Below are 17,068 nucleotides of genomic sequence, written 5' to 3' on the forward strand. Positions count from 1 at the left end.
CTAAAGGAATATCTGTCGATGGATATTTCCGGGTTCCGGAGCCGCTTATGAGTCTGTTGAAGTCCTTGCCCCTGGCCATTCTGGTGGCCGGCAGTTCCAGTTGGTCGCCGGCCCAGGCCGCCGAAACGCCCGCGCCGGTAAGCAAGGGCGAGAGCGCCGGCGGCGAGTTGGAGACGGTCACCGTCACCGCCCGGCGGCGCACCGAAAGCGCCCAGGCAGTGCCGACGCCCATGAGCGTGATCGGCGGCCAGGCCCTGGAGAGCCAACGGGTGTATCGGATTCAGGATTTGCAGCAACTGGTGCCCAGCGTCAACGTCGCTTATATGCATGCGCGCCAGTCCAGCGTGTCGATTCGTGGCCTGGGCAACAACCCGGCGAGTGATGGCCTTGAGGGCAGCGTAGGGCTGTATATCGACAACGTGTACCTGGGGCGGCCGGGCATGGCGGTGTTCGACCTGATGGACATCGAACAGCTTGAAGTCTTGCGTGGCCCGCAAGGCACCTTGTTCGGCAAAAACACCACCGCCGGGGTGATCAACATCAGCACGCGCGCGCCGAGTTTTACCCCGGAGCGCAGCATTGAAACCTCGCTGGGCGAGGACGGCTACTTCCAGACCAAGGGCACGATTTCCGGCCCGCTCACCGATGACCTGGCGGGGCGTTTCTCGGTCTATCGCACCCGCAGCGACGGCGACATCAAGAACGAATACAACGGCCATGACCTTAACGGCGGCTCGCGCCAGGGCTTTCGCGGGCAACTGCTGTACAAGCCCAGCGAGACCTTCAACCTGCGCTGGATCGGTGATTACAACGAAGAGGATTCCAGCGCCGGCACCCGGGTGCTGTACAGCACCGGGCCGACCATCAACGGCACCAACCTCTACCAGTCGCGGGCCAACGCCGCAGGCGCGACCCTGGTCGATGGCACCCACCGCAAGGTCAACCTGGACAGCGACCAGCACGTCACCGTGTTCCAGGGCGGCACGTCGCTGGAGGCCAACTGGACGTTGCCGAGCGATTTCACCCTGACCTCGGTCAGTTCCTATCGCTTCTGGAATTTCACCCCGCGTAACGACGACGGCCTTAACGTGCCGGCGTCGTATAACGCCGGGGTGTCGGTGGAAGATAAGCAGTGGTCCCAGGAGTTCCGGCTGGCTTCGCCTACCGGCGGTTTCTTCGATTACGTCCTCGGTGCCTACTACTTCGGCAACTCGCTGGACAACAAGTCCTTCAGCTATTACGGGCCTCAGGCCGATATCTGGAACGGCACGCCAGCCGGCGCACTGGCCAATGTCAGCAGCGTCGGCAACGGGCACATTCGCACTGACAGTTTTGCCTTGTTTGCCCAAGGCACCTGGCACCTCACCGAGCGCCTGGATTTCACCGCCGGCCTGCGCGGCACCTACGAAGAAAAAAGTGCCTGGGTCACGCGCAACGCTCCCCTTGGCGGTGCGGCGGTCAGCGGTGCTGCCGCGACGGCTCGACGTGGCCGCGCGGGGGCGTACGACTCCGGCGACCTCACGCAATACAGCACCAGCCCCTCGGGTTTGCTCAACCTGAGCTACCGCTTTAACGAAAACCTGCTGGGCTACGCGACGCTGTCCCATGGCGAGAAGTCCGGCGGGGTCAACCTGGCGGTAGGCTCAGCACCGACGGCCGGGGCCGACTCGCTGTTGATCGGCACCGAGCGCGCCAACAACGCCGAACTGGGTTTCAAAAGCACGCTGTGGGACCGGCGGCTGCAGCTCAATGCCAACCTGTTCTGGACCCAGGTCAACGGCTACCAGACCAATGCCTATGACCAGGACAACCGTGTGCAGTACCTGACCAACGCCGGTTCGGTGCGCTCGCGGGGTGTCGAGGTGGAAAGCACCCTGGTGCCGATCAAGGGCCTGACGCTGAACCTCAACGGCTCGTTCAACGATGTGAGCTACCTGTCTTACAAGGACGCGCCGTGCCCGCCGGAAGTCAGTCTGCGCCCCGGTGCGCCGGCCTCCTGCGACCTGAGTGGGCACCAAGTGGTGGGGGCCTCGAAATGGATCGCCAACGCCAACGGCGAATACAAGTGGAACCTGGATAACGGCTTCGAACCCTACGTCACCGCCAGCTATGCCTTCCGCTCCAAGGCCGTGGGCACGGTGGAGGACTCCGACTATGGACAGATTCCCGCCTACGCCGTGGTCAACCTGTCCACCGGCCTGCGCGGCAACTATGAGCAGGGGCAGTGGGACGTGTCGTTATGGCTGAAAAACGCCTTCGACAAGACCTACTACACCACGCTGTGGACGGGGGGGAACGGCGGCTACGAAGGCCTGCTCGGTTCGCCGCGCACGCTAGGGGTGACCGGGCGCTATGACTTCTAGCCCCGTGCGATAGGTGGCCGGGCTGAACACGCGTGTCACCGCCAGCATCGCCACCGCCGTGACCGTCAGCACCACCCAGGCGCTGACAAAGTTGCCGGTCAGCCCGCGCAGCCAGCCGGTCAGCCACGGCGACACCGCATTGATCAAGAAGCCCACGCCTTGCACAAAGGCCGCCAGTTGCCCGGCCTGGCGTGGGTCGCGATGGTGGTCGAGGGTCAGCAGCAGGCTCAGGGCGAAACACGCGCCCAGGCCGAAGCCGCACAACGCCACCCAGAGGTGCGGATATTCCTGCGGCGCGACGATCAGGCCGAGGTAACCCACGGTCTGGGCCAGCAGGGCGATGCCCAGCAGCGGCCGACGGTCGATACCGCGCTGCGCCAGCACCGGCATCAACAGCGCGGCGATCACCTGGAAGATGGTCATGAACGCCAGCAGCGAACCGCTGGGCAGCACGCCCCAACCCAGTTGCTGATAGTAGGCCGGCAGCCACGCCACCAGGCTCATGTAGCCGCAATTGACCAGGCCGAAATACAGTGCCAGCAACCAGGCGCGGCGATTGCGCAGGTCCTTGAAGGCCGGCACCACCTGTGGATTTCTGGCCGCGCCCAGTGGCAGCCAGGCCCATAGCAGCAAGGCACCCAACGCCGGCAGCAGCCACACCCCCAACCCCGCCTGCCATTCCTGGAAATGCGTGGCCACCAGCGGGCTGAGCAGCGCAGCGAGCCCGCCGCCGGCCATCAGTGAGGCCGAGTACACACCCATCGCCACCGGCACGCGATGCCGGAATTCGCGCTTGATCATCGCCGGCACCAAGGCCTGGATCAGCGCCACACCCGCGCCGCCGAGCAGCGCCGTGACCAGCAGCGCCGACGCCTGGCCCATCAGCCAGCGTGCCAGGCACGCCAGCAGGATCATCATCAGGCCCAGGGCGATGCCACGCCGCTCACCCAGGCGGGCTTCCACGCGCACGCCCACCAGCGCCACCAGCCCCATGCACACCACTGGCAGGCTGGTCAGCAAGGCGCTGCTCTGGAAGCTCAGGCCGGTGGCCTGGCGGATCTCGCCGAGCAACGGGCTGATGGAACTGAGGATCGGCCGCAGGTTCAGGCCGAGCACCACCAGCAGGCCCCAGCCGGCGAGGGATTTATTCAGGGTCATGCAACGCTCTTGCAGTCGGTAAATGAGGCGTGAGTATGGTCAGTACCCAAGGTATTCTGAAATTAAATATAACCATGCCAACCAGTGGCAAAGAGAATGGTGACGCTGATGTTCGATCCCGTGTTGTTGCGCAGCTTTGTCGCCGTGGTGGACTGCGGCAACTTCACCCGCGCCGCCGAGCGCCTGCACCTGACCCAATCCACCGTGAGCCAGCAGATCCGCCGCCTGGAAGAGGCGGTGGCGTGCCAGTTGCTGGACCGCGACCAGCGCCGCGTGGTCGCCACCGCTGAGGGCGAACGCTTGCTGGCCTATGCGCGACGCATCCTCGCGCTGCATGAAGAAGCCACCGATGTGTTGATCAACCAACAGAGCGACGGCGTATTGCGCTTGGGGGTGCCGGAAGACTTTGCCGCCGAGCGCCTGATGCCGTTGCTGTCGGCATTTGTGCTGGCCTATCCACGGGTGCGCCTGGAGGTCACCAGCGGCCTGGGGCCCGAGTTGCAGCGTCAATACCGCAGCGGCGAGTTCGATGTGTTGCTGGTCAAGCAGATGGGCAGCAGCGATGACTGCCTGGCCTCGTGGCCCGAGCCGCTGTGTTGGGTAGACAGCCGCAGCACGCCGTGCCTGGGGCGCGACCCTCTGCCGTTGGTGGCATTCCCGGTGGGCGGCCTGTACCGCAATGAAATGTTGCACCACCTGGAAGTGGGCGGCTGGCGCTGGCGCATCGGTTATTCCAGCGCAAGCCTGGCCAGCGTGTGTTCGGCGGTGGCGGCGGGGTTGGGTGTGAGTCTGTTGCCGCGACGGGTCGTGCAGCCAGGGCATGTGGAACTGGGGCCGGACAGCGGTTTGCCCGTGGTGCAAGGCGTACGTCTGGCGTTGTATGCCCGTCATGGCCTGAGTGCCGCGGGGCAGTGCTTGCAGGCTGAGCTGTTCGATTTGTGTGCAAACAGCCCCGTTGAGCCATGCCTTAAGTGAATATTTTGTATGCCTGAAAAGCATCAAAAAAAACCACCTCGGCGCCAGGCCACGTGGGCCGGGGCTTTGGTGTTTGCAGAGCATTCGTTTATTCAAATTTGATCTATCTATAACTTCAAAGATTACTTTAAGAGATAAGCGTCTGGCCCCGATGATTCAGCCCTCGACGGCCTTCCACGCAGGCCCGTCGGTTTTTTTGTTTCGAAACCGTAGGGAGTCAATCAATGGGCAATGTCCAGACCGCCGCCAGTGCACCCGAGGCGCAATGGCGCCAGGCACCGAGTGGTGAGTTGGTCGACCTTGGCCGGCCGCACCGCGCGCCGTTGGGGCAATTGCGAACGCAGCAAACCCCGAAGCGCTTCTCCAGCCGCCGCGAAGGGATCCTGCTCGGTTTGTTGGTGTTGGCCCTGCACGGTGCAGTGATTTATTGGGTCAGCCAGAAACCCACGCCGGTGCTGCCGATTGTGCCGCCGGAAATTCCGCCGATGACCATCGAATTTTCCCAGCCGGCACCGCCCGTGGTGGAACCGCCACCGCCTGTGCCGCCACCACCGCCACCGCCTGTTGTCGAGCCGCCGCCGCCGGTGGTGGATGAGTTGGCCGCCAAGCCGGCGCCGCCCAAGCCGATTCCAAAACCTAAGCCCAAGCCGGTGCCAAAGCCTGAGCCCAAGCCCGCACCGAAACCGGTCGAGCAGGCGCCCACGCCACCGCAACCGGCGCCACCGGCACCCGCGCCCGCTCCGCCCGCGCCAGCCCCGGTGACACCGGCTTCGGCCAACGCCGCGTATCTCAAGAACCCGGCGCCGGAGTACCCGTCACTGGCGCAACGTCGCGGTTGGGAAGGCACGGTGTTGTTGCGGGTGCATGTACTGGCCAGCGGTAAGCCGGGCGAGATCCAGGTCCAGAAAAGCAGCGGTCGCCAGCAACTCGACGACGCCGCACTGACCGCCGTGAAGCGGTGGAGCTTCGTGCCGGCCAAGCAGGGCGATGTGGCCCAGGACGGCTGGGTCAGCGTACCGATCGACTTCAAGATTCACTAACTATTGCGCTGCGGTGTGCAGCACACGCCGCGACTTGTACAGAGGGAAAACATCATGGCATTAGCATCTCCACTTGAATCCATCGAAAGCGCGGTGATCTGGCTGCTGGTGGTCTTTTCGGTCGCCACCTGGGGCCTGGCCCTGCTCAAGGGCGTGCAGTTCGGTCGCCTCAAAGCGCAGGATCGCAAGTTCCACAAACAGTTCTGGGCGGCGTCGAGCCTCGACTCGGCCGCCGAGTTGGCCGAAACCCAGCCCGGCGCCGCTGCCCGTGTGGCCCAGGCCGGTTACGCCGCGATCCAGGTCGGGGACGCGCCGCACGCTGCTGATTTGAGCCAGGCGATCAACCACCAGGACCGTCTCGAGCGTGCCCTGCGCCAGCAGATCGTACGTGAGCGCCGCTCCCTGGAGACCGGCCTGGCCGTGGTCGCCAGTATCGGCAGCACCTCGCCGTTTATCGGCCTGTTCGGCACCGTCTGGGGGATCATGGAAGCGCTCAAGGGCATCAGCGCCGCCGGCTCCGCCAGCCTTGAAACCGTGGCCGGCCCCATCGGTGCCGCCCTGGTCGCCACGGGCGTGGGGATCGCCGTCGCGGTACCGGCGGTGCTGGTCTACAACTACTTCCTGCGTCGCCTGAAGCTCACGGCGGCCGACCTGGATGACTTTGCCCACGACTTCTACAGCCTGGCGCAGAAGAACTCTTTCCGCGTACTGCTGCACCCGGCACTGACTAAAAATGCGCCGGGCAACCCGCAAAAAGTGAAGGAGGCATCCTGATATGGCCTTCTCCACACAAGACAGTGATGAGGTACTGAGCGAGATCAACGTCACGCCCCTGGTGGACGTGATGCTGGTGCTGCTGGTGGTGTTTATCGTCACCGCGCCGCTGTTGACCAACGCGATCCCGATCAACCTGCCCAAGACCGAGGCCGTAGCCCCGGTGGAGCAGAAGGACCCGCTGGTGGTGAGCATCGACGGCGCCGGCAAACTGTTCATCAACAAGGACGAAATCCAGCCGGACCTGCTGGAATTCAACCTGCAGGCGGCCAAGGCCAAGGACCCCGATGTGCGGGTGCAACTGCAGGCTGACGATGGTGTGAACTACGGCGAAGTGGCGCGAGCCATGGCGTCTATCGAGCGCGCGGGGATTACCAAGCTGTCGGTGATTACCGCACGTTAGTTGCAAAAGCCTCGACAATTTTTTGGCCGTTTCCTTGGCAGGGTGCGGCCTTTTTTTTGCCTCCGTTTCAGTAACATCACACGATCAAAGTGCGCCAACCCCAGCGATTTGCGGATACCGGATTTCAACTTCTTGCTGAAACTTTCTAGCGCTCTCTTTAAGCCAGTCAATCAACCGAGCGATATCAGGTTCCGACTGCCGCCCATTCCTACAAATAACGTAGTACGCCGCCGGCGACATCATCAGCGGGCCGCCTAGTGTGACTAATGCACCTTCTTCCAACTGGTCATACACCAACGCTGTCCTGGCCAGCGCAATCCCGCCACCCTTCACAGCCAGACTGATTGCCAGGCTTGAGTCCGGAAAGCGCGGCCCATGGTGATAAGGCGCAGCTGCCAGGCCCTGGAACGCAAACCAGCTTTCCCACCCTGGACACACTTGATCGTCCACACGGTGAATGAGTGGATACCGCGCGATATCCGTCAGCGAAATATCGCCATTCATGCGTTGAAACTCCGGTGAGCAAACCGGGAACACGGCATCGCGCATCAGAAGCTCGGCATGATGATCCGGGTAGTCGCCGTACCCCATCACAATCGCAACATCGAATTGATGGGCACCGAGATTGGCGCTATTCATATCCGCACTGGTCAATACCAGGTCGAGATTGAATGAAGCGTCGGTGTGGGAACCATGCATTCTGGGGATTAGCCAGGTCGAACACAGGGACGAAGTGCACGAAAGATAAAGGGGCTGAGATTTGCGCGGATTCAGCGAGTGCAACACCGTCTCAAGGGTTTTGAAAAAATCATCGGTCACCGGCAACAAAGCCTGCCCGGCGGTTGTGAGGTTGACGCCCCGCGAATGGCGCTCGAACAACTGAACGCCCCACCACTCTTCCAGACCTGCGATCTGATGACTGATGGCACTGGCGGTGAGGCTCAACTCTGATGCTGCGCGGGCGAAACTGCCTGTTCGTGCAGCACTGACAAAGGCTTGCAGCATGGGTGTAGGTGGCGGACGTTGGCCCATCAGGTGCTCACTTTGATCAGGATGATCCCGCAAACAATGACGAACGCCGAAAGCATCCGCCGCCAGCCGAACCGCTCGTGAAAAAACAGCGCGGCAATAATGGCGCCGATAATAACACTGGTTTCCCGCAACGCTGAGACCTTGGCCACCGCATCCAGCGACAGCGCGAACAGCACCAGGCCGTAGGCAGTGAGGTAAAAAACGCCGCCCATTACGCCGACTTTCCAATGGTTGCGAATGGCCTCTGCGAATTCCAGACGTTTCTTGAAAAACGCCAGCGCCGGAATCGGAATGCTCTGGAATACCGTCAGATAGATGATGTATTGCAGCACCGTCTCACTGGCTCTGACACCTTTGGCATCCACCACTGTGTAGGACGCGATGAAAGCACCTGCGCACACCGCCATCAGAATTGGTTTGAACATACGCGCGGACATCCTGCGCACGAATGTCAGGCTGATAATGCCTACGCAAATCAGCAACACCCCCGCCATGGCATGAAACGATAGCTGCTCGTGCAGCAGGAAATAGGAAAACAGCGCGACTAAAACCGGTGGCACCCCGCGCATGACCGGGTAGACCTGTCCAAAGTCGCCGGTTTCATACGCTTTGATCAGAAACAATCGATAGGCCGTGTTGAGCACCACGGAAACCAGCACGTAGCCCCACACCTGCAGGCTTGGCGTATTCACCAGCGGCAGCGCCGCCAGGCAGATCAGCAACGCCGTACCATCGACCATGGCCAAGGTCATGAAGCGACTGCTCCCCGCCCGGACGACCGCGTTCCAGGTGGCGTGCATGAAGGCGGAGATCAAAACAAGGGTGATCGCGATGTTGGAGTTGTCCATGGGGCTCGGCTTGTGATGGGAATATGAAGTTGTGCCTTATGGCCAGCGAGGGATCATCGTTTGCGCAACCACATTCGTAACATGTATCGATTGAGATCTTTCAAAGAGACTGCGTCATCAATCTCTAAGCGCGGAGCGCTCTTATCGATGAAATGCGTTCGGGTATGGAGAAACTTGTTGTCAGCTGAAATAAGAACCTGCCCTGGTTCAAGCAGCACTCGATGTTGAACTGAAGATTGATCAAGGACTGTGTCTAGAAAATCCAATGCATGTATTTGCGCCAGGGTTAATGGCGCTCCCGCTTTGATGTGGGCCGATTCGATATAGACGCGGAAGTACCTAATCAAAGGGATGCCCTCATTTGAAAAGCTCAAGATTGGCGCTTTGAATAATTGTTCTTCCTGCGCCATACCTCGATTTTCAAAATAGAAATCGCACTTAAGTTCTTCCAGTACCTCAGGGAATGCCATTAATTCAGCGTATACCGCACTTGCGTCTATCAGAATACTTTCGCCGCCGAGTAAGGCTTTCTGGCCACAAGCCAGAATCAAATAATCGATAGGGAGCGGATCGCTTACGCCATCGTTATGGACATATGCGCCCTGACGGGTCTGATGATATCTCGCACCTTCTTCAATGCTTTTACCTCCCCGGTCATACACCTCAATAACCCTATGGCCAAGATGGTTCTGCACCATTGGCGCTCCCAGCAAAGAGCCGAACGTCCATATCAAAGATTTGAAGCCTGCAAGATCATCGACTTTAAATCCATCTAGGATAAGGACGTGTTTTTCGTGATCAACGATTTTTCGTATATTGCGCAGTTCTGCGCTGAGGGTCTGCGAGTGATGGGGGGCGATGTAAGCAGGTTTTGCATCGAATCGATTAGTTTGATCATCCGGTTCGGAGCTGGCTTTTGCGCTCAGTAGTTCGTTGAATGCGGTTTTAGAAAGCCTGACTTTAGAAATTTCGTGGTGGAAAGTACTTATATTTATATTCATTGCGATTCTTTACGGGGTTGGTTGGAGTCAATATTTAACTAACCTCACCACTCTCCGGAAAAGCGAAAAGTCGTCAGCGGAGCCATAAAAAACCGTCATGGAAGATATTTCCTACAAGAAAGTTCATCAGGTGATCGATGCTGGCATTTCGTCATGATTTGTAAAGGGCCAGCAAGCCGTGTCCCTTTAAATTGCAGGACGTTTCCGAGACAATCCCCGCCGCCTTGTGACTGTTGGAATGGATGGCTAGTCTTCGGCCCGTCGCTGGTTTTCAGCGATCGGGTTTAGCAGCCTGAGTTCAATAGGCACACGGCTCACATCCGCGTTTATGGTGGCTGTGCGTGGGGCACCCTCGGGTGCGCTGGTGTTCCTATTGGCCAGTCTGCTAACCCGCGTACAGCTGCCACCTATCGTTTAGCAGCGTTAGTGGTCGCTCCCGTGTTCAATAGGAGTTACACCATGACCAAAGCACTTCCCGACCCACCCGTTGACTGCCTTGTCGCCAACGAAAACCTCAGTTTCGAAGACGCCCAACTTTATATCGCTCACCTGATCCACAGCGCATCGGCCACCGTATGGGACTGTTGTGAGCACCTGCAGCCGCACGACCGCGCGAAAGTCCATGCGGTGTGGCATTTGCTGGAAATGGCCAAGACCGTGGTGGATCGCACCATCGACTGCATGCCTCGTACCAATCACGTCATCTAAAACCACTGCAAATTGAATGTGAAATCGAGTCAATGTGGGAGGGGGCTTGCCCCCGATAGCGGTCCGTCAGCTAAAAATAGGTGGCTGACCCACCGCCATCGGGAGCAAGCCCCCTCCCACATTTGAACCTCATGCAGGTTTGAATTTTTGGTTATTAATAAATAGCTTCTTATTCCTTAACGAATATAACCCTCGTCCCTATACTGTCCTACAACGTTAAACGCTGCAGGAGGGCACACCCATGCACAGCGAGTCGATTCGTTATCTGATCGTGCCGGGCTGGCAAGGATCGCCAGAAGATCATTGGCAAAGTCACTGGCAGAACAGCCTGCCCAACAGCGCACGGGTGGAGCAGGCCGATTGGCTGACGCCGCGCCGCGAGGACTGGGTGGCTGCGCTGGCCGAGGCGATTGCCGCCGACAGCACCCCGGTAATTCTGATCGCCCATAGCCTGGGCTGCATCACCGTGGCCCATTGGGCTGCCACCGCACCCGTGCAGTTCCTGCGGCAGGTGCGCGGGGCCTTGCTGGTGGCTCCGGCGGATGTTGAACGGCCAGCCTGCTCGCCGGCCTTGCGCAACTTTGCGCCGATCCCGACCGACCTGCTGCCGTTTCCCAGCCAGGTGGTCAGTTCCGATAACGACAGCGCCGTCAGCGCCCCCCGGGCCCTGGAGCTGGCGCGTAATTGGGGCGCCGAAGCCGGCATCCTGTCGGGGGCCGGGCATATCAATGTGAAGTCCGGTCACCAGCGCTGGGAGCAGGGGTTCGCCTACCTGTATCGCCTGCAAAGCCGCCTCGAGCATCACGCCCGGCGCACAGCCTGATATTTTTTCAACGCCCCGTCCCTGAGTGGATTTGGGGCGGGAGCCTGCCATGAGTCTGCATGAAACCTTCGGTCAGCCGCTGCTGACCTTCCCCGACGCCGAAAAAAGCCCGCTGAGCATCCGCGCCAAGGCGCTGGTGTTTGTCGACCCACGCTCGCGCAAGCTGCGCGAAGACCTGGAAAATCTCGCCCCGCGCGCCTTGCCTGTATTGATTCGAGGCGAGACCGGCAGCGGTAAAGAATTGCTGGCGCGGCATATTCACCGGGGCAGCGACCGCTCCGGTTTGTTTGTATCGGTCAATTGCGGTGCCATCAGCCCCACCTACGCCGACGCCGAATTGTTCGGCTACGCCGCCGGCGCCCACAGTGGCGCGGCCAGCAGCCGGGCCGGGTGGTTTGGCTCGGCGAATGGCGGCACTTTGTATCTGGATGAGATCGGCGACTTGCCGCTGCCGATCCAGGTGAAACTGCTGGCGGCCCTGGAAAACCATGAAGTTACCCGCGTGGGCGCCCACCAGCCGAGCCCGGTGGACGTGCGCCTGGTGGCCGCCACCAGCATCGACCTGGCCCAGGCCGTGGCCGCCGGCAAGTTTCATGAGCGGCTGTTCCATTACCTGAGCGAAGGCCAGCTGGATCTGCCGGCGTTGCGTGAGCGGGTGGGGGACATCCTGTCGTTGGCCGAATACTTCCTCGGCATCTACAGCCAGCGCCTGGACCTGCCGGTGCCGTTGATCAGCGACGCCGCCCAGCGCGTACTGGAACACCACAGCTGGCCGGGTAATACCCGCGAGCTGGAGAACGTCATCCACTTCGCCTTGCTGGTGAGCAGCGGCGACGAAATTCTGCCCGAACACTTGAACCTGCCGGTGGCGGGGTCGCCCTTGGACCAAGTGCAGCGCATCTTCGCCAATGCCAGCCCGGCTGAGCAGGAAACCTTGCGCAGCTTTCTACGCGAGCAAGCAGCTACATGAGTAAAATGGAATATCAACGTGAATAAAAGATATTGTTCGGGAATAAAAAATCTAGGTATTGTCCATTCCACGCCGCGATAGCACTTCGCTGGCACACCACATAAAAAACGGTCGTCAGAGACGCCCCGGAATTTCGATAAGGACACTGCATGAAAAAGGTTCTGTTGTTTACCGCATTGGCGGCTGCCCTGACTGCAAGCTTCGCCCAGGCCAACGAGAAACTGGTGGTGGCCGCCACCCCGATCCCGCACGCCGAGATCCTTGAACTGGTCAAGCCAACCCTCGCCAAAGAAGGCGTGGACCTGGAAATCAAAGTCTTCACCGACTACGTACAGCCAAACGTACAGGTTGCCGAGAAGCGCCTGGACGCCAACTACTTCCAGACCCTGCCGTACCTGGAAAACTTCAACAAGGGCAAGGGCACCAACCTGGTCACCGTGGTTGGCGTGCACGTTGAACCCTTCGGCGGTTACTCGAAAAAGATCAAGAATATTTCCGAGCTCAAGGATGGCGCCACCGTGGCCATCCCGAACGAAGGCTCCAACAGCGGCCGCGCCCTGTTGCTGCTGCAGAAAGCCGGTGTGATCACCCTGAAAGACCCGACCAACGCCCTGGCCACGCCGAAAGACATTGCCAGCAATCCTAAGAACCTGAAGTTCAAGGAGCTGGAATCGGCCCTGCTGCCACGGGTGCTGGACCAGGTTGACCTGGACTTGATCAACACCAATTACGCCCTGGAAGCTGGCTTGAACCCGGCCAAGGACGCGCTGATCATCGAAGATGCCAAGTCGCCGTACGTGAACTTCCTGGTGGCGCGCCCGGACAACAAGGACAGCGACGCTATCCAGAAACTGTCCAAGGCCCTGACCAGCCCGGAAGTCAAAGCCTTCATCGAGAAGAAGTACAACGGCGCAGTCGTGCCCGCGTTCTGATGTAAGCCAAAACCCCCTTCAAGGTTTCAACGCCGGCGGCTACTACAGCGTCGGCGTTTTTTATGCCTGGAATTTGGAATGCAATAAAAATGTGGGAAGGGGCTTGCCAGTCAGAAGGCTTTTTGTAGGAGCGAGCTTGCTCGCGAAAAACTCACAGGCGCCGCGTTCATTCAGGAAGCACGCGTTATCGTTGACGTTTTTCGCGAGCAAGCTCGCTCCTACAGGAGGCGATGTACGCTTAACTGACTGGCATTAGGGCAAACCCCCTCCCACATTGGATCTACGGTGTTTTAGAGATCCCGGCTATTGATCGCCCTGCGCAACGCCACCAACCATTTCACCAGCTCCTGCGGATCAATCGGTTTCGCTTTGTTCATTGTTCATTCCCTCGAAACACAGACCCCCCAACCATAGCCGTCACCTGGAAAACCCGCGAATCCGTCGGTTATCTTTTTGGGTGATATCAATATGCTATTTCGGTATTTAAATTTTACTTTTTATACCTTTAAAGTTCGCGCTACCCGGCGTTACCCACGCCGGATCGGACGACGCTCGCCGCATTACCCCTGCGGTGTCATGGACTCACAATGACCTTCGATTTCGCTTTTATCCTCAGCACCCTGCCGGCGTTTCTGAAAGCCGTGGGCGTCACGCTGCAAGTGGGCCTGATCGCCATTGCCACCTCGTTGCTGGTGGCGCTGATCAACGCCGCACTGCTGGTGTTTCGCACGCCGTACCTGTCGCGCCTGGTGGCGCTCTATGTGGAACTGGCGCGCAATACACCGCTGCTGATCCAGCTGTTCTTCGTGTACTTCGCCTTGCCGGCGCTGGGTTTGAATATCTCCGGGTTCTGGGCGGCGATCATCACCATGACGTTCCTCGGCGGTGCCTACCTCACCGAAGTACTGCGCGCCGGTGTGGAAGCGGTGCCGCTGGCGCAGATCGAGTCGGGCAAGTCCATCGGCCTGTCGGACTGGCAACTGCTGCGTCATGTGATCCTGCCCCAGGCCGGCATCCTCAGCCTGCCGGCGTTGTTCGCCAACTTCATCTTCCTGCTCAAGGAGACCACCGTGGTCTCTGCCGTGGCAGTGCCGGAGATTCTCTACACCACCAAGAGCTACATAGCCCTCTACTACAAAACCTACGAAATGCTCGCCGTGCTGACGCTGATTTGCGTGCTGCTGTTCTTGCCGCTGTCGTTGCTGCTCAGCCGCCTGGAAAGGAGGCTCCAGCATGGCCAGTTCGGGTCTTGAGTTGTTGTGGGTGTCGTTGCCGCAACTGGGCAAGGGCGCAGCGCAGACCCTGTCGATTTCGTTGTTGAGCATCGCCTTCAGTACGGTCGGCGGCGTGTTGTATGGCGTGCTGCGCACCTTGAACAACAGGCTGGTCAACGCGGTGCTGCGGGTTTACCTGGAGCTGTTCCGGGCGATTCCGGTGCTGGTGTGGTTGTACCTGCTGTTCTTTGGCCTGCCGATCTTCTTTGGCCTGAGCATCCCCAGCTTCTGGTGCGCGGTGCTGGTGTTGTCGCTGTGGGGCGCCAGCGAAGTGGGCGAAGTGGTACGCGGCGCGTTGCATTCGCTGCCCCGCGGCCAGCGCGAAGCCGGCCTGTCGATTGGCTTGTCCGACCCGCAGTTGTACGGCTACGTGTTGCTGCCCCAGGCCCTCAAGCGCATGACGCCGCCGACCATCAACGTCTACACGCGCATCATCAAGACCAGTTCCCTGGCGGTGCTGATCGGTGTGGTGGACGTGATCAAGGTCGGCCAGCAAATCATCGAGCGCACCTATGAGTCGGTGTTGATCTACGGCGCGCTGTTCCTGTTTTTCTTCTTTATCTGCTACCCGTTGTCGGCCGCCTCCAAGGTGCTGGAACGGCGCTGGGCCCAAGCATGAGCGCATTGATCGAGTTCCAGGGTTTCAACAAATTCTTCGGCGACCAGCAGGTGCTCAAGGGCATCGACCTGAGTGTGCAAAGCGGCGAAGTGGTGGTGATCCTCGGCCCCAGCGGCTGCGGCAAAAGCACCTTGCTGCGCTGCCTCAACGGCCTGGAAGTGGCCCATAGCGGCAGCCTGCGGTTTGCCGGCAAGGAGTTGTTGGATAAAACCACCGACTGGCGCCAGGTGCGCCAGGACGTAGGCATGGTGTTCCAGAGCTACCACCTGTTCCCGCACATGAGTGTGCTCGACAACATCCTGCTCGGCCCGCTGAAAGTGCAAAAGCGCGAGCCGCGCGAAGCCCGCGAGCAGGCCGAGAAACTGCTGGCGCGCGTCGGCCTGGCGGACAAGCGCGACGCCTTCCCGCGCCAGCTCTCCGGCGGCCAGCAGCAACGCATCGCCATCGTCCGCTCGCTGTGCATGAACCCTCAGGTCATGCTGTTTGACGAAGTCACCGCCGCCCTCGACCCGGAGATGGTCAAGGAAGTGCTGGAGGTGATCCAGGGCCTGGCCCGCGATGGCATGACCCTGCTGATCGTCACCCACGAAATGGCCTTCGCCCGCGCCGTCGCCGACCGCGTGGTGTTTATGGAGGCCGGTCGCATCCTCGAACACAACACCCCCGAAGAATTCTTTACGAACCCGCAAACCGCACGCGCGCAGCAGTTTCTGGAGAAATTCTCCTTTGTCTCAACACTGCCCAAGAAAACCCAGGAACTGGAGCTGCTATGAAAAAGTTACTGCTGCCACTGTTGGCTGTCGCCCTACTGGCCGGCTGCGATAAAAAGGCCGAAGAGCCTGCTAAACCTGCTGCCGCCGTGAGCTACCTCGACAAGATCAAGGCGCGGGACAAGCTGATCGTCGGCGTATTCACCGACAAGCCACCGTTTGGCTTTGTCAACGAAGCCGGGCGCTATGTCGGCTTCGATACCGACATCGGTCGTCAATTCGCCAAGGACCTGTTGGGCGATGAGAACAAGGTCGAATTCGTCGCCGTCGAGCCGGCCAGCCGTATTCCGTTCCTGCAAAGCGACAAGGTCGACCTGATCCTCGCCAACATGACCGTGACCCCCGAGCGCAAGGAGGCGGTGGACTTCACCAACCCCAACCTGAAAGTCGCGGTGCAGGCGTTGGTGCCCCAGGACAGCGCGGTGAAAAGCCTGGATGACCTGGCCACCCGCACCACCATCGTTACCACCGGCACCACTGCCGATATCTGGCTGACCAAGAACCACCCGGACTGGAAACTGCTGAAGTTCGAGAAAAACTCCGAGTCGCTGCAAGCGCTGTCGGCCGGGCGTGGCGATGCCTATGCGCAAGACAACCTGGTGCTGTTCAGCTGGGCCAAGCAGAACCCGGGCTACCGCGTGCTGGAGGAGAAACTCGGTGACGAAGCGCCGATTGCCCCGGCGGTGAAGAAGGGCAATATCGAACTGCGCGACTGGGTGAATGCCGAGTTGGCGAAGCTGGGTGAGGAAAAATTCCTGCTCAAGCTGTATGACCAATATGTGCGCAAGGAGCTGAGCGATGACACCAAGCCTGAGAGTGTGATTGTCGAAGGCGGGAAGTGGCAGGGCTGATTCCTAGCTGATCGTTCCCACTCCGTGGGAACGATCGTCAATAATCCAGGCCCCTGTTCAATGGGTGATGTGGAATTTTTCGGAGTCGCCCATCTCGCCATTTCCCTGGCCGATTCGGATCATGTAGTGGATTTGCCGCTGGCCTATGTTCTTCAGCAATGCATCCCTGGGAATGAATGCCTGAATCTCCCGCGGCGGCTGATTGTTGAACTCTTTGTCCACCACGACTTCGCCATCGATGTAAATCTGCAGGCGATCATTGCTTGTGCCTATGTCGGTAGGCTGAATGACGGCGGTTGCTCCCTCGGGGGGCACATCCCTCAAGGACACTAACCAGTAGTCTGAGGGGGGAGTCGGTGGTTTGGCCTCATTGATTTGCAGGGACGGAAGTTTTTTTGTCTTTTGGCTGCTCATTGGGTCTACCTCAGTACGGGTAAGTGAGGTGCTTGCACGGCAGCGCGTGGGAATGTCCGCGCAGCAAGACGGGAGCCAATATTTACGAGGGTTGGCGGCGGCCGTCTACTGTT

The 17,068-nt window shown here is 59.9% G+C and carries 18 protein-coding genes; 13 read left to right on the forward strand and 5 right to left on the reverse strand.

Going from position 1 to position 17,068, the window contains the following annotated elements; all coding sequences use genetic code 11:
- Positions 1–47 precede the first annotated feature (47 nt).
- The gene (locus tag V3W40_RS22920) at positions 48–2,363 is read left to right on the forward strand and encodes a TonB-dependent receptor (protein ID WP_330215687.1); all 2,316 of its coding nucleotides are present in this window, start codon (positions 48–50) and stop codon (positions 2,361–2,363) included.
- On the opposite strand, the gene V3W40_RS22925 is transcribed toward V3W40_RS22920, so the two are convergent.
- Positions 2,334–3,521, reverse strand: coding sequence for a CynX/NimT family MFS transporter (locus V3W40_RS22925; protein WP_065926338.1), 1,188 nt, complete (start codon positions 3,519–3,521; stop codon positions 2,334–2,336). The two genes, V3W40_RS22920 and V3W40_RS22925, sit on opposite strands and share 30 nt — an antisense overlap.
- Before the next feature lie 108 nt (positions 3,522–3,629).
- Here V3W40_RS22925 and V3W40_RS22930 point away from each other — a divergent pair, with 108 nt between their 5' ends.
- From V3W40_RS22930 to V3W40_RS22945, 4 genes are all read left to right on the forward strand, one after another.
- On the forward strand, positions 3,630–4,496 hold the full coding sequence (locus V3W40_RS22930) for a LysR family transcriptional regulator (RefSeq protein ID WP_065926340.1): 867 nt from the start codon (positions 3,630–3,632) through the stop codon (positions 4,494–4,496).
- 224 nt (positions 4,497–4,720) lie between these two features.
- Complete coding sequence (locus tag V3W40_RS22935; RefSeq protein WP_012721645.1) at positions 4,721–5,536, forward strand: energy transducer TonB; 816 nt, start codon at positions 4,721–4,723, stop codon at positions 5,534–5,536.
- 54 nt (positions 5,537–5,590) lie between these two features.
- Complete coding sequence (locus tag V3W40_RS22940; RefSeq protein WP_276544626.1) at positions 5,591–6,310, forward strand: MotA/TolQ/ExbB proton channel family protein; 720 nt, start codon at positions 5,591–5,593, stop codon at positions 6,308–6,310.
- A gap of 1 nt (position 6,311) precedes the next feature.
- Positions 6,312–6,713 carry an ExbD/TolR family protein gene (locus V3W40_RS22945; protein WP_010565408.1) on the forward strand — a complete coding sequence of 134 codons (402 nt, stop codon included), beginning with the start codon at positions 6,312–6,314 and terminating at the stop codon, positions 6,711–6,713.
- Positions 6,714–6,797: 84 nt separating this feature from the next.
- Here the strand turns inward: V3W40_RS22945 and V3W40_RS22950 are convergent, their stop codons facing one another.
- The 3 genes from V3W40_RS22950 to V3W40_RS22960 are packed head-to-tail and all read right to left on the reverse strand — an operon-like array spanning position 6,798 to position 9,594.
- Entirely contained in the window at positions 6,798–7,745 is a 948-nt protein-coding gene (locus V3W40_RS22950) for a LysR substrate-binding domain-containing protein (protein WP_090401130.1), read from the reverse strand.
- Positions 7,745–8,593: an EamA family transporter gene (locus tag V3W40_RS22955; protein ID WP_330215688.1), complete on the reverse strand. Its 849-nt coding sequence runs from the start codon at positions 8,591–8,593 to the stop codon at positions 7,745–7,747. The genes V3W40_RS22950 and V3W40_RS22955 overlap by 1 nt, the downstream gene beginning before the upstream one ends.
- A gap of 53 nt (positions 8,594–8,646) precedes the next feature.
- On the reverse strand, positions 8,647–9,594 hold the full coding sequence (locus V3W40_RS22960; RefSeq protein WP_330215689.1) for a TauD/TfdA family dioxygenase: 948 nt from the start codon (positions 9,592–9,594) through the stop codon (positions 8,647–8,649).
- A 459-nt stretch (positions 9,595–10,053) separates the two neighbouring features.
- Between V3W40_RS22960 and V3W40_RS22965 the strand changes: the two genes are divergently transcribed.
- The 8 genes from V3W40_RS22965 to V3W40_RS23000 all read left to right on the forward strand — a co-directional run bounded on the left by V3W40_RS22965 (position 10,054) and on the right by V3W40_RS23000 (position 16,541).
- The gene (locus V3W40_RS22965; RefSeq protein WP_090401127.1) at positions 10,054–10,302 is read left to right on the forward strand and encodes a hypothetical protein; all 249 of its coding nucleotides are present in this window, start codon (positions 10,054–10,056) and stop codon (positions 10,300–10,302) included.
- A 241-nt stretch (positions 10,303–10,543) separates the two neighbouring features.
- Complete coding sequence (locus tag V3W40_RS22970) at positions 10,544–11,125, forward strand: alpha/beta hydrolase (protein WP_016975008.1); 582 nt, start codon at positions 10,544–10,546, stop codon at positions 11,123–11,125.
- Positions 11,126–11,174: 49 nt separating this feature from the next.
- Positions 11,175–12,095 carry a sigma 54-interacting transcriptional regulator gene (locus V3W40_RS22975; RefSeq protein WP_065948529.1) on the forward strand — a complete coding sequence of 307 codons (921 nt, stop codon included), beginning with the start codon at positions 11,175–11,177 and terminating at the stop codon, positions 12,093–12,095.
- A 149-nt stretch (positions 12,096–12,244) separates the two neighbouring features.
- Positions 12,245–13,027, forward strand: coding sequence for a MetQ/NlpA family ABC transporter substrate-binding protein (locus tag V3W40_RS22980; protein WP_027607851.1), 783 nt, complete (start codon positions 12,245–12,247; stop codon positions 13,025–13,027).
- Between the two features lie 587 nt (positions 13,028–13,614).
- A complete protein-coding gene (locus V3W40_RS22985) occupies positions 13,615–14,280 on the forward strand; it encodes an amino acid ABC transporter permease (protein WP_057725386.1) in 666 nt (221 codons plus the stop codon).
- Entirely contained in the window at positions 14,261–14,920 is a 660-nt protein-coding gene (locus V3W40_RS22990) for an amino acid ABC transporter permease (protein WP_027607849.1), read from the forward strand. The genes V3W40_RS22985 and V3W40_RS22990 overlap by 20 nt, the downstream gene beginning before the upstream one ends.
- The gene (locus V3W40_RS22995) at positions 14,917–15,693 is read left to right on the forward strand and encodes an amino acid ABC transporter ATP-binding protein (RefSeq protein WP_065925840.1); all 777 of its coding nucleotides are present in this window, start codon (positions 14,917–14,919) and stop codon (positions 15,691–15,693) included. Before V3W40_RS22990 ends, V3W40_RS22995 begins: the two co-directional genes overlap by 4 nt.
- Positions 15,690–16,541, forward strand: coding sequence for a transporter substrate-binding domain-containing protein (locus V3W40_RS23000; protein ID WP_065925839.1), 852 nt, complete (start codon positions 15,690–15,692; stop codon positions 16,539–16,541). The genes V3W40_RS22995 and V3W40_RS23000 overlap by 4 nt, the downstream gene beginning before the upstream one ends.
- 57 nt (positions 16,542–16,598) lie before the next feature.
- Here the strand turns inward: V3W40_RS23000 and V3W40_RS23005 are convergent, their stop codons facing one another.
- On the reverse strand, positions 16,599–16,955 hold the full coding sequence (locus V3W40_RS23005; protein WP_330215690.1) for a hypothetical protein: 357 nt from the start codon (positions 16,953–16,955) through the stop codon (positions 16,599–16,601).
- Between the last annotated feature and the right edge of the window lie 113 nt (positions 16,956–17,068).

Origin of the sequence: Pseudomonas sp. AM8 (genome assembly GCF_036346475.1) — a bacterium.
Classification (GTDB): domain Bacteria; phylum Pseudomonadota; class Gammaproteobacteria; order Pseudomonadales; family Pseudomonadaceae; genus Aquipseudomonas; species Aquipseudomonas marginalis.

What these genes read in the sequence shown, in the direction of transcription:
- V3W40_RS23005 (WP_330215690.1), bottom strand. Translation starts at nt 16,955, where the DNA reads ATGAGCAGCCAAAAGACAAAAAAACTTCCGTCCCTGCAAATCAATGAG.
- V3W40_RS22995 (WP_065925840.1), top strand. Translation starts at nt 14,917, where the DNA reads ATGAGCGCATTGATCGAGTTCCAGGGTTTCAACAAATTCTTCGGCGAC.
- V3W40_RS22985 (WP_057725386.1), top strand. Translation starts at nt 13,615, where the DNA reads ATGACCTTCGATTTCGCTTTTATCCTCAGCACCCTGCCGGCGTTTCTG.
- V3W40_RS22925 (WP_065926338.1), bottom strand. Translation starts at nt 3,521, where the DNA reads ATGACCCTGAATAAATCCCTCGCCGGCTGGGGCCTGCTGGTGGTGCTC.
- V3W40_RS22950 (WP_090401130.1), bottom strand. Translation starts at nt 7,745, where the DNA reads ATGGGCCAACGTCCGCCACCTACACCCATGCTGCAAGCCTTTGTCAGT.
- V3W40_RS22980 (WP_027607851.1), top strand. Translation starts at nt 12,245, where the DNA reads ATGAAAAAGGTTCTGTTGTTTACCGCATTGGCGGCTGCCCTGACTGCA.
- V3W40_RS22935 (WP_012721645.1), top strand. Translation starts at nt 4,721, where the DNA reads ATGGGCAATGTCCAGACCGCCGCCAGTGCACCCGAGGCGCAATGGCGC.
- V3W40_RS22945 (WP_010565408.1), top strand. Translation starts at nt 6,312, where the DNA reads ATGGCCTTCTCCACACAAGACAGTGATGAGGTACTGAGCGAGATCAAC.
- V3W40_RS22975 (WP_065948529.1), top strand. Translation starts at nt 11,175, where the DNA reads ATGAGTCTGCATGAAACCTTCGGTCAGCCGCTGCTGACCTTCCCCGAC.
- V3W40_RS22930 (WP_065926340.1), top strand. Translation starts at nt 3,630, where the DNA reads ATGTTCGATCCCGTGTTGTTGCGCAGCTTTGTCGCCGTGGTGGACTGC.
- V3W40_RS22970 (WP_016975008.1), top strand. Translation starts at nt 10,544, where the DNA reads ATGCACAGCGAGTCGATTCGTTATCTGATCGTGCCGGGCTGGCAAGGA.
- V3W40_RS22940 (WP_276544626.1), top strand. Translation starts at nt 5,591, where the DNA reads ATGGCATTAGCATCTCCACTTGAATCCATCGAAAGCGCGGTGATCTGG.
- V3W40_RS22955 (WP_330215688.1), bottom strand. Translation starts at nt 8,593, where the DNA reads ATGGACAACTCCAACATCGCGATCACCCTTGTTTTGATCTCCGCCTTC.
- V3W40_RS22920 (WP_330215687.1), top strand. Translation starts at nt 48, where the DNA reads ATGAGTCTGTTGAAGTCCTTGCCCCTGGCCATTCTGGTGGCCGGCAGT.
- V3W40_RS22990 (WP_027607849.1), top strand. Translation starts at nt 14,261, where the DNA reads ATGGCCAGTTCGGGTCTTGAGTTGTTGTGGGTGTCGTTGCCGCAACTG.
- V3W40_RS23000 (WP_065925839.1), top strand. Translation starts at nt 15,690, where the DNA reads ATGAAAAAGTTACTGCTGCCACTGTTGGCTGTCGCCCTACTGGCCGGC.
- V3W40_RS22960 (WP_330215689.1), bottom strand. Translation starts at nt 9,594, where the DNA reads ATGAATATAAATATAAGTACTTTCCACCACGAAATTTCTAAAGTCAGG.
- V3W40_RS22965 (WP_090401127.1), top strand. Translation starts at nt 10,054, where the DNA reads ATGACCAAAGCACTTCCCGACCCACCCGTTGACTGCCTTGTCGCCAAC.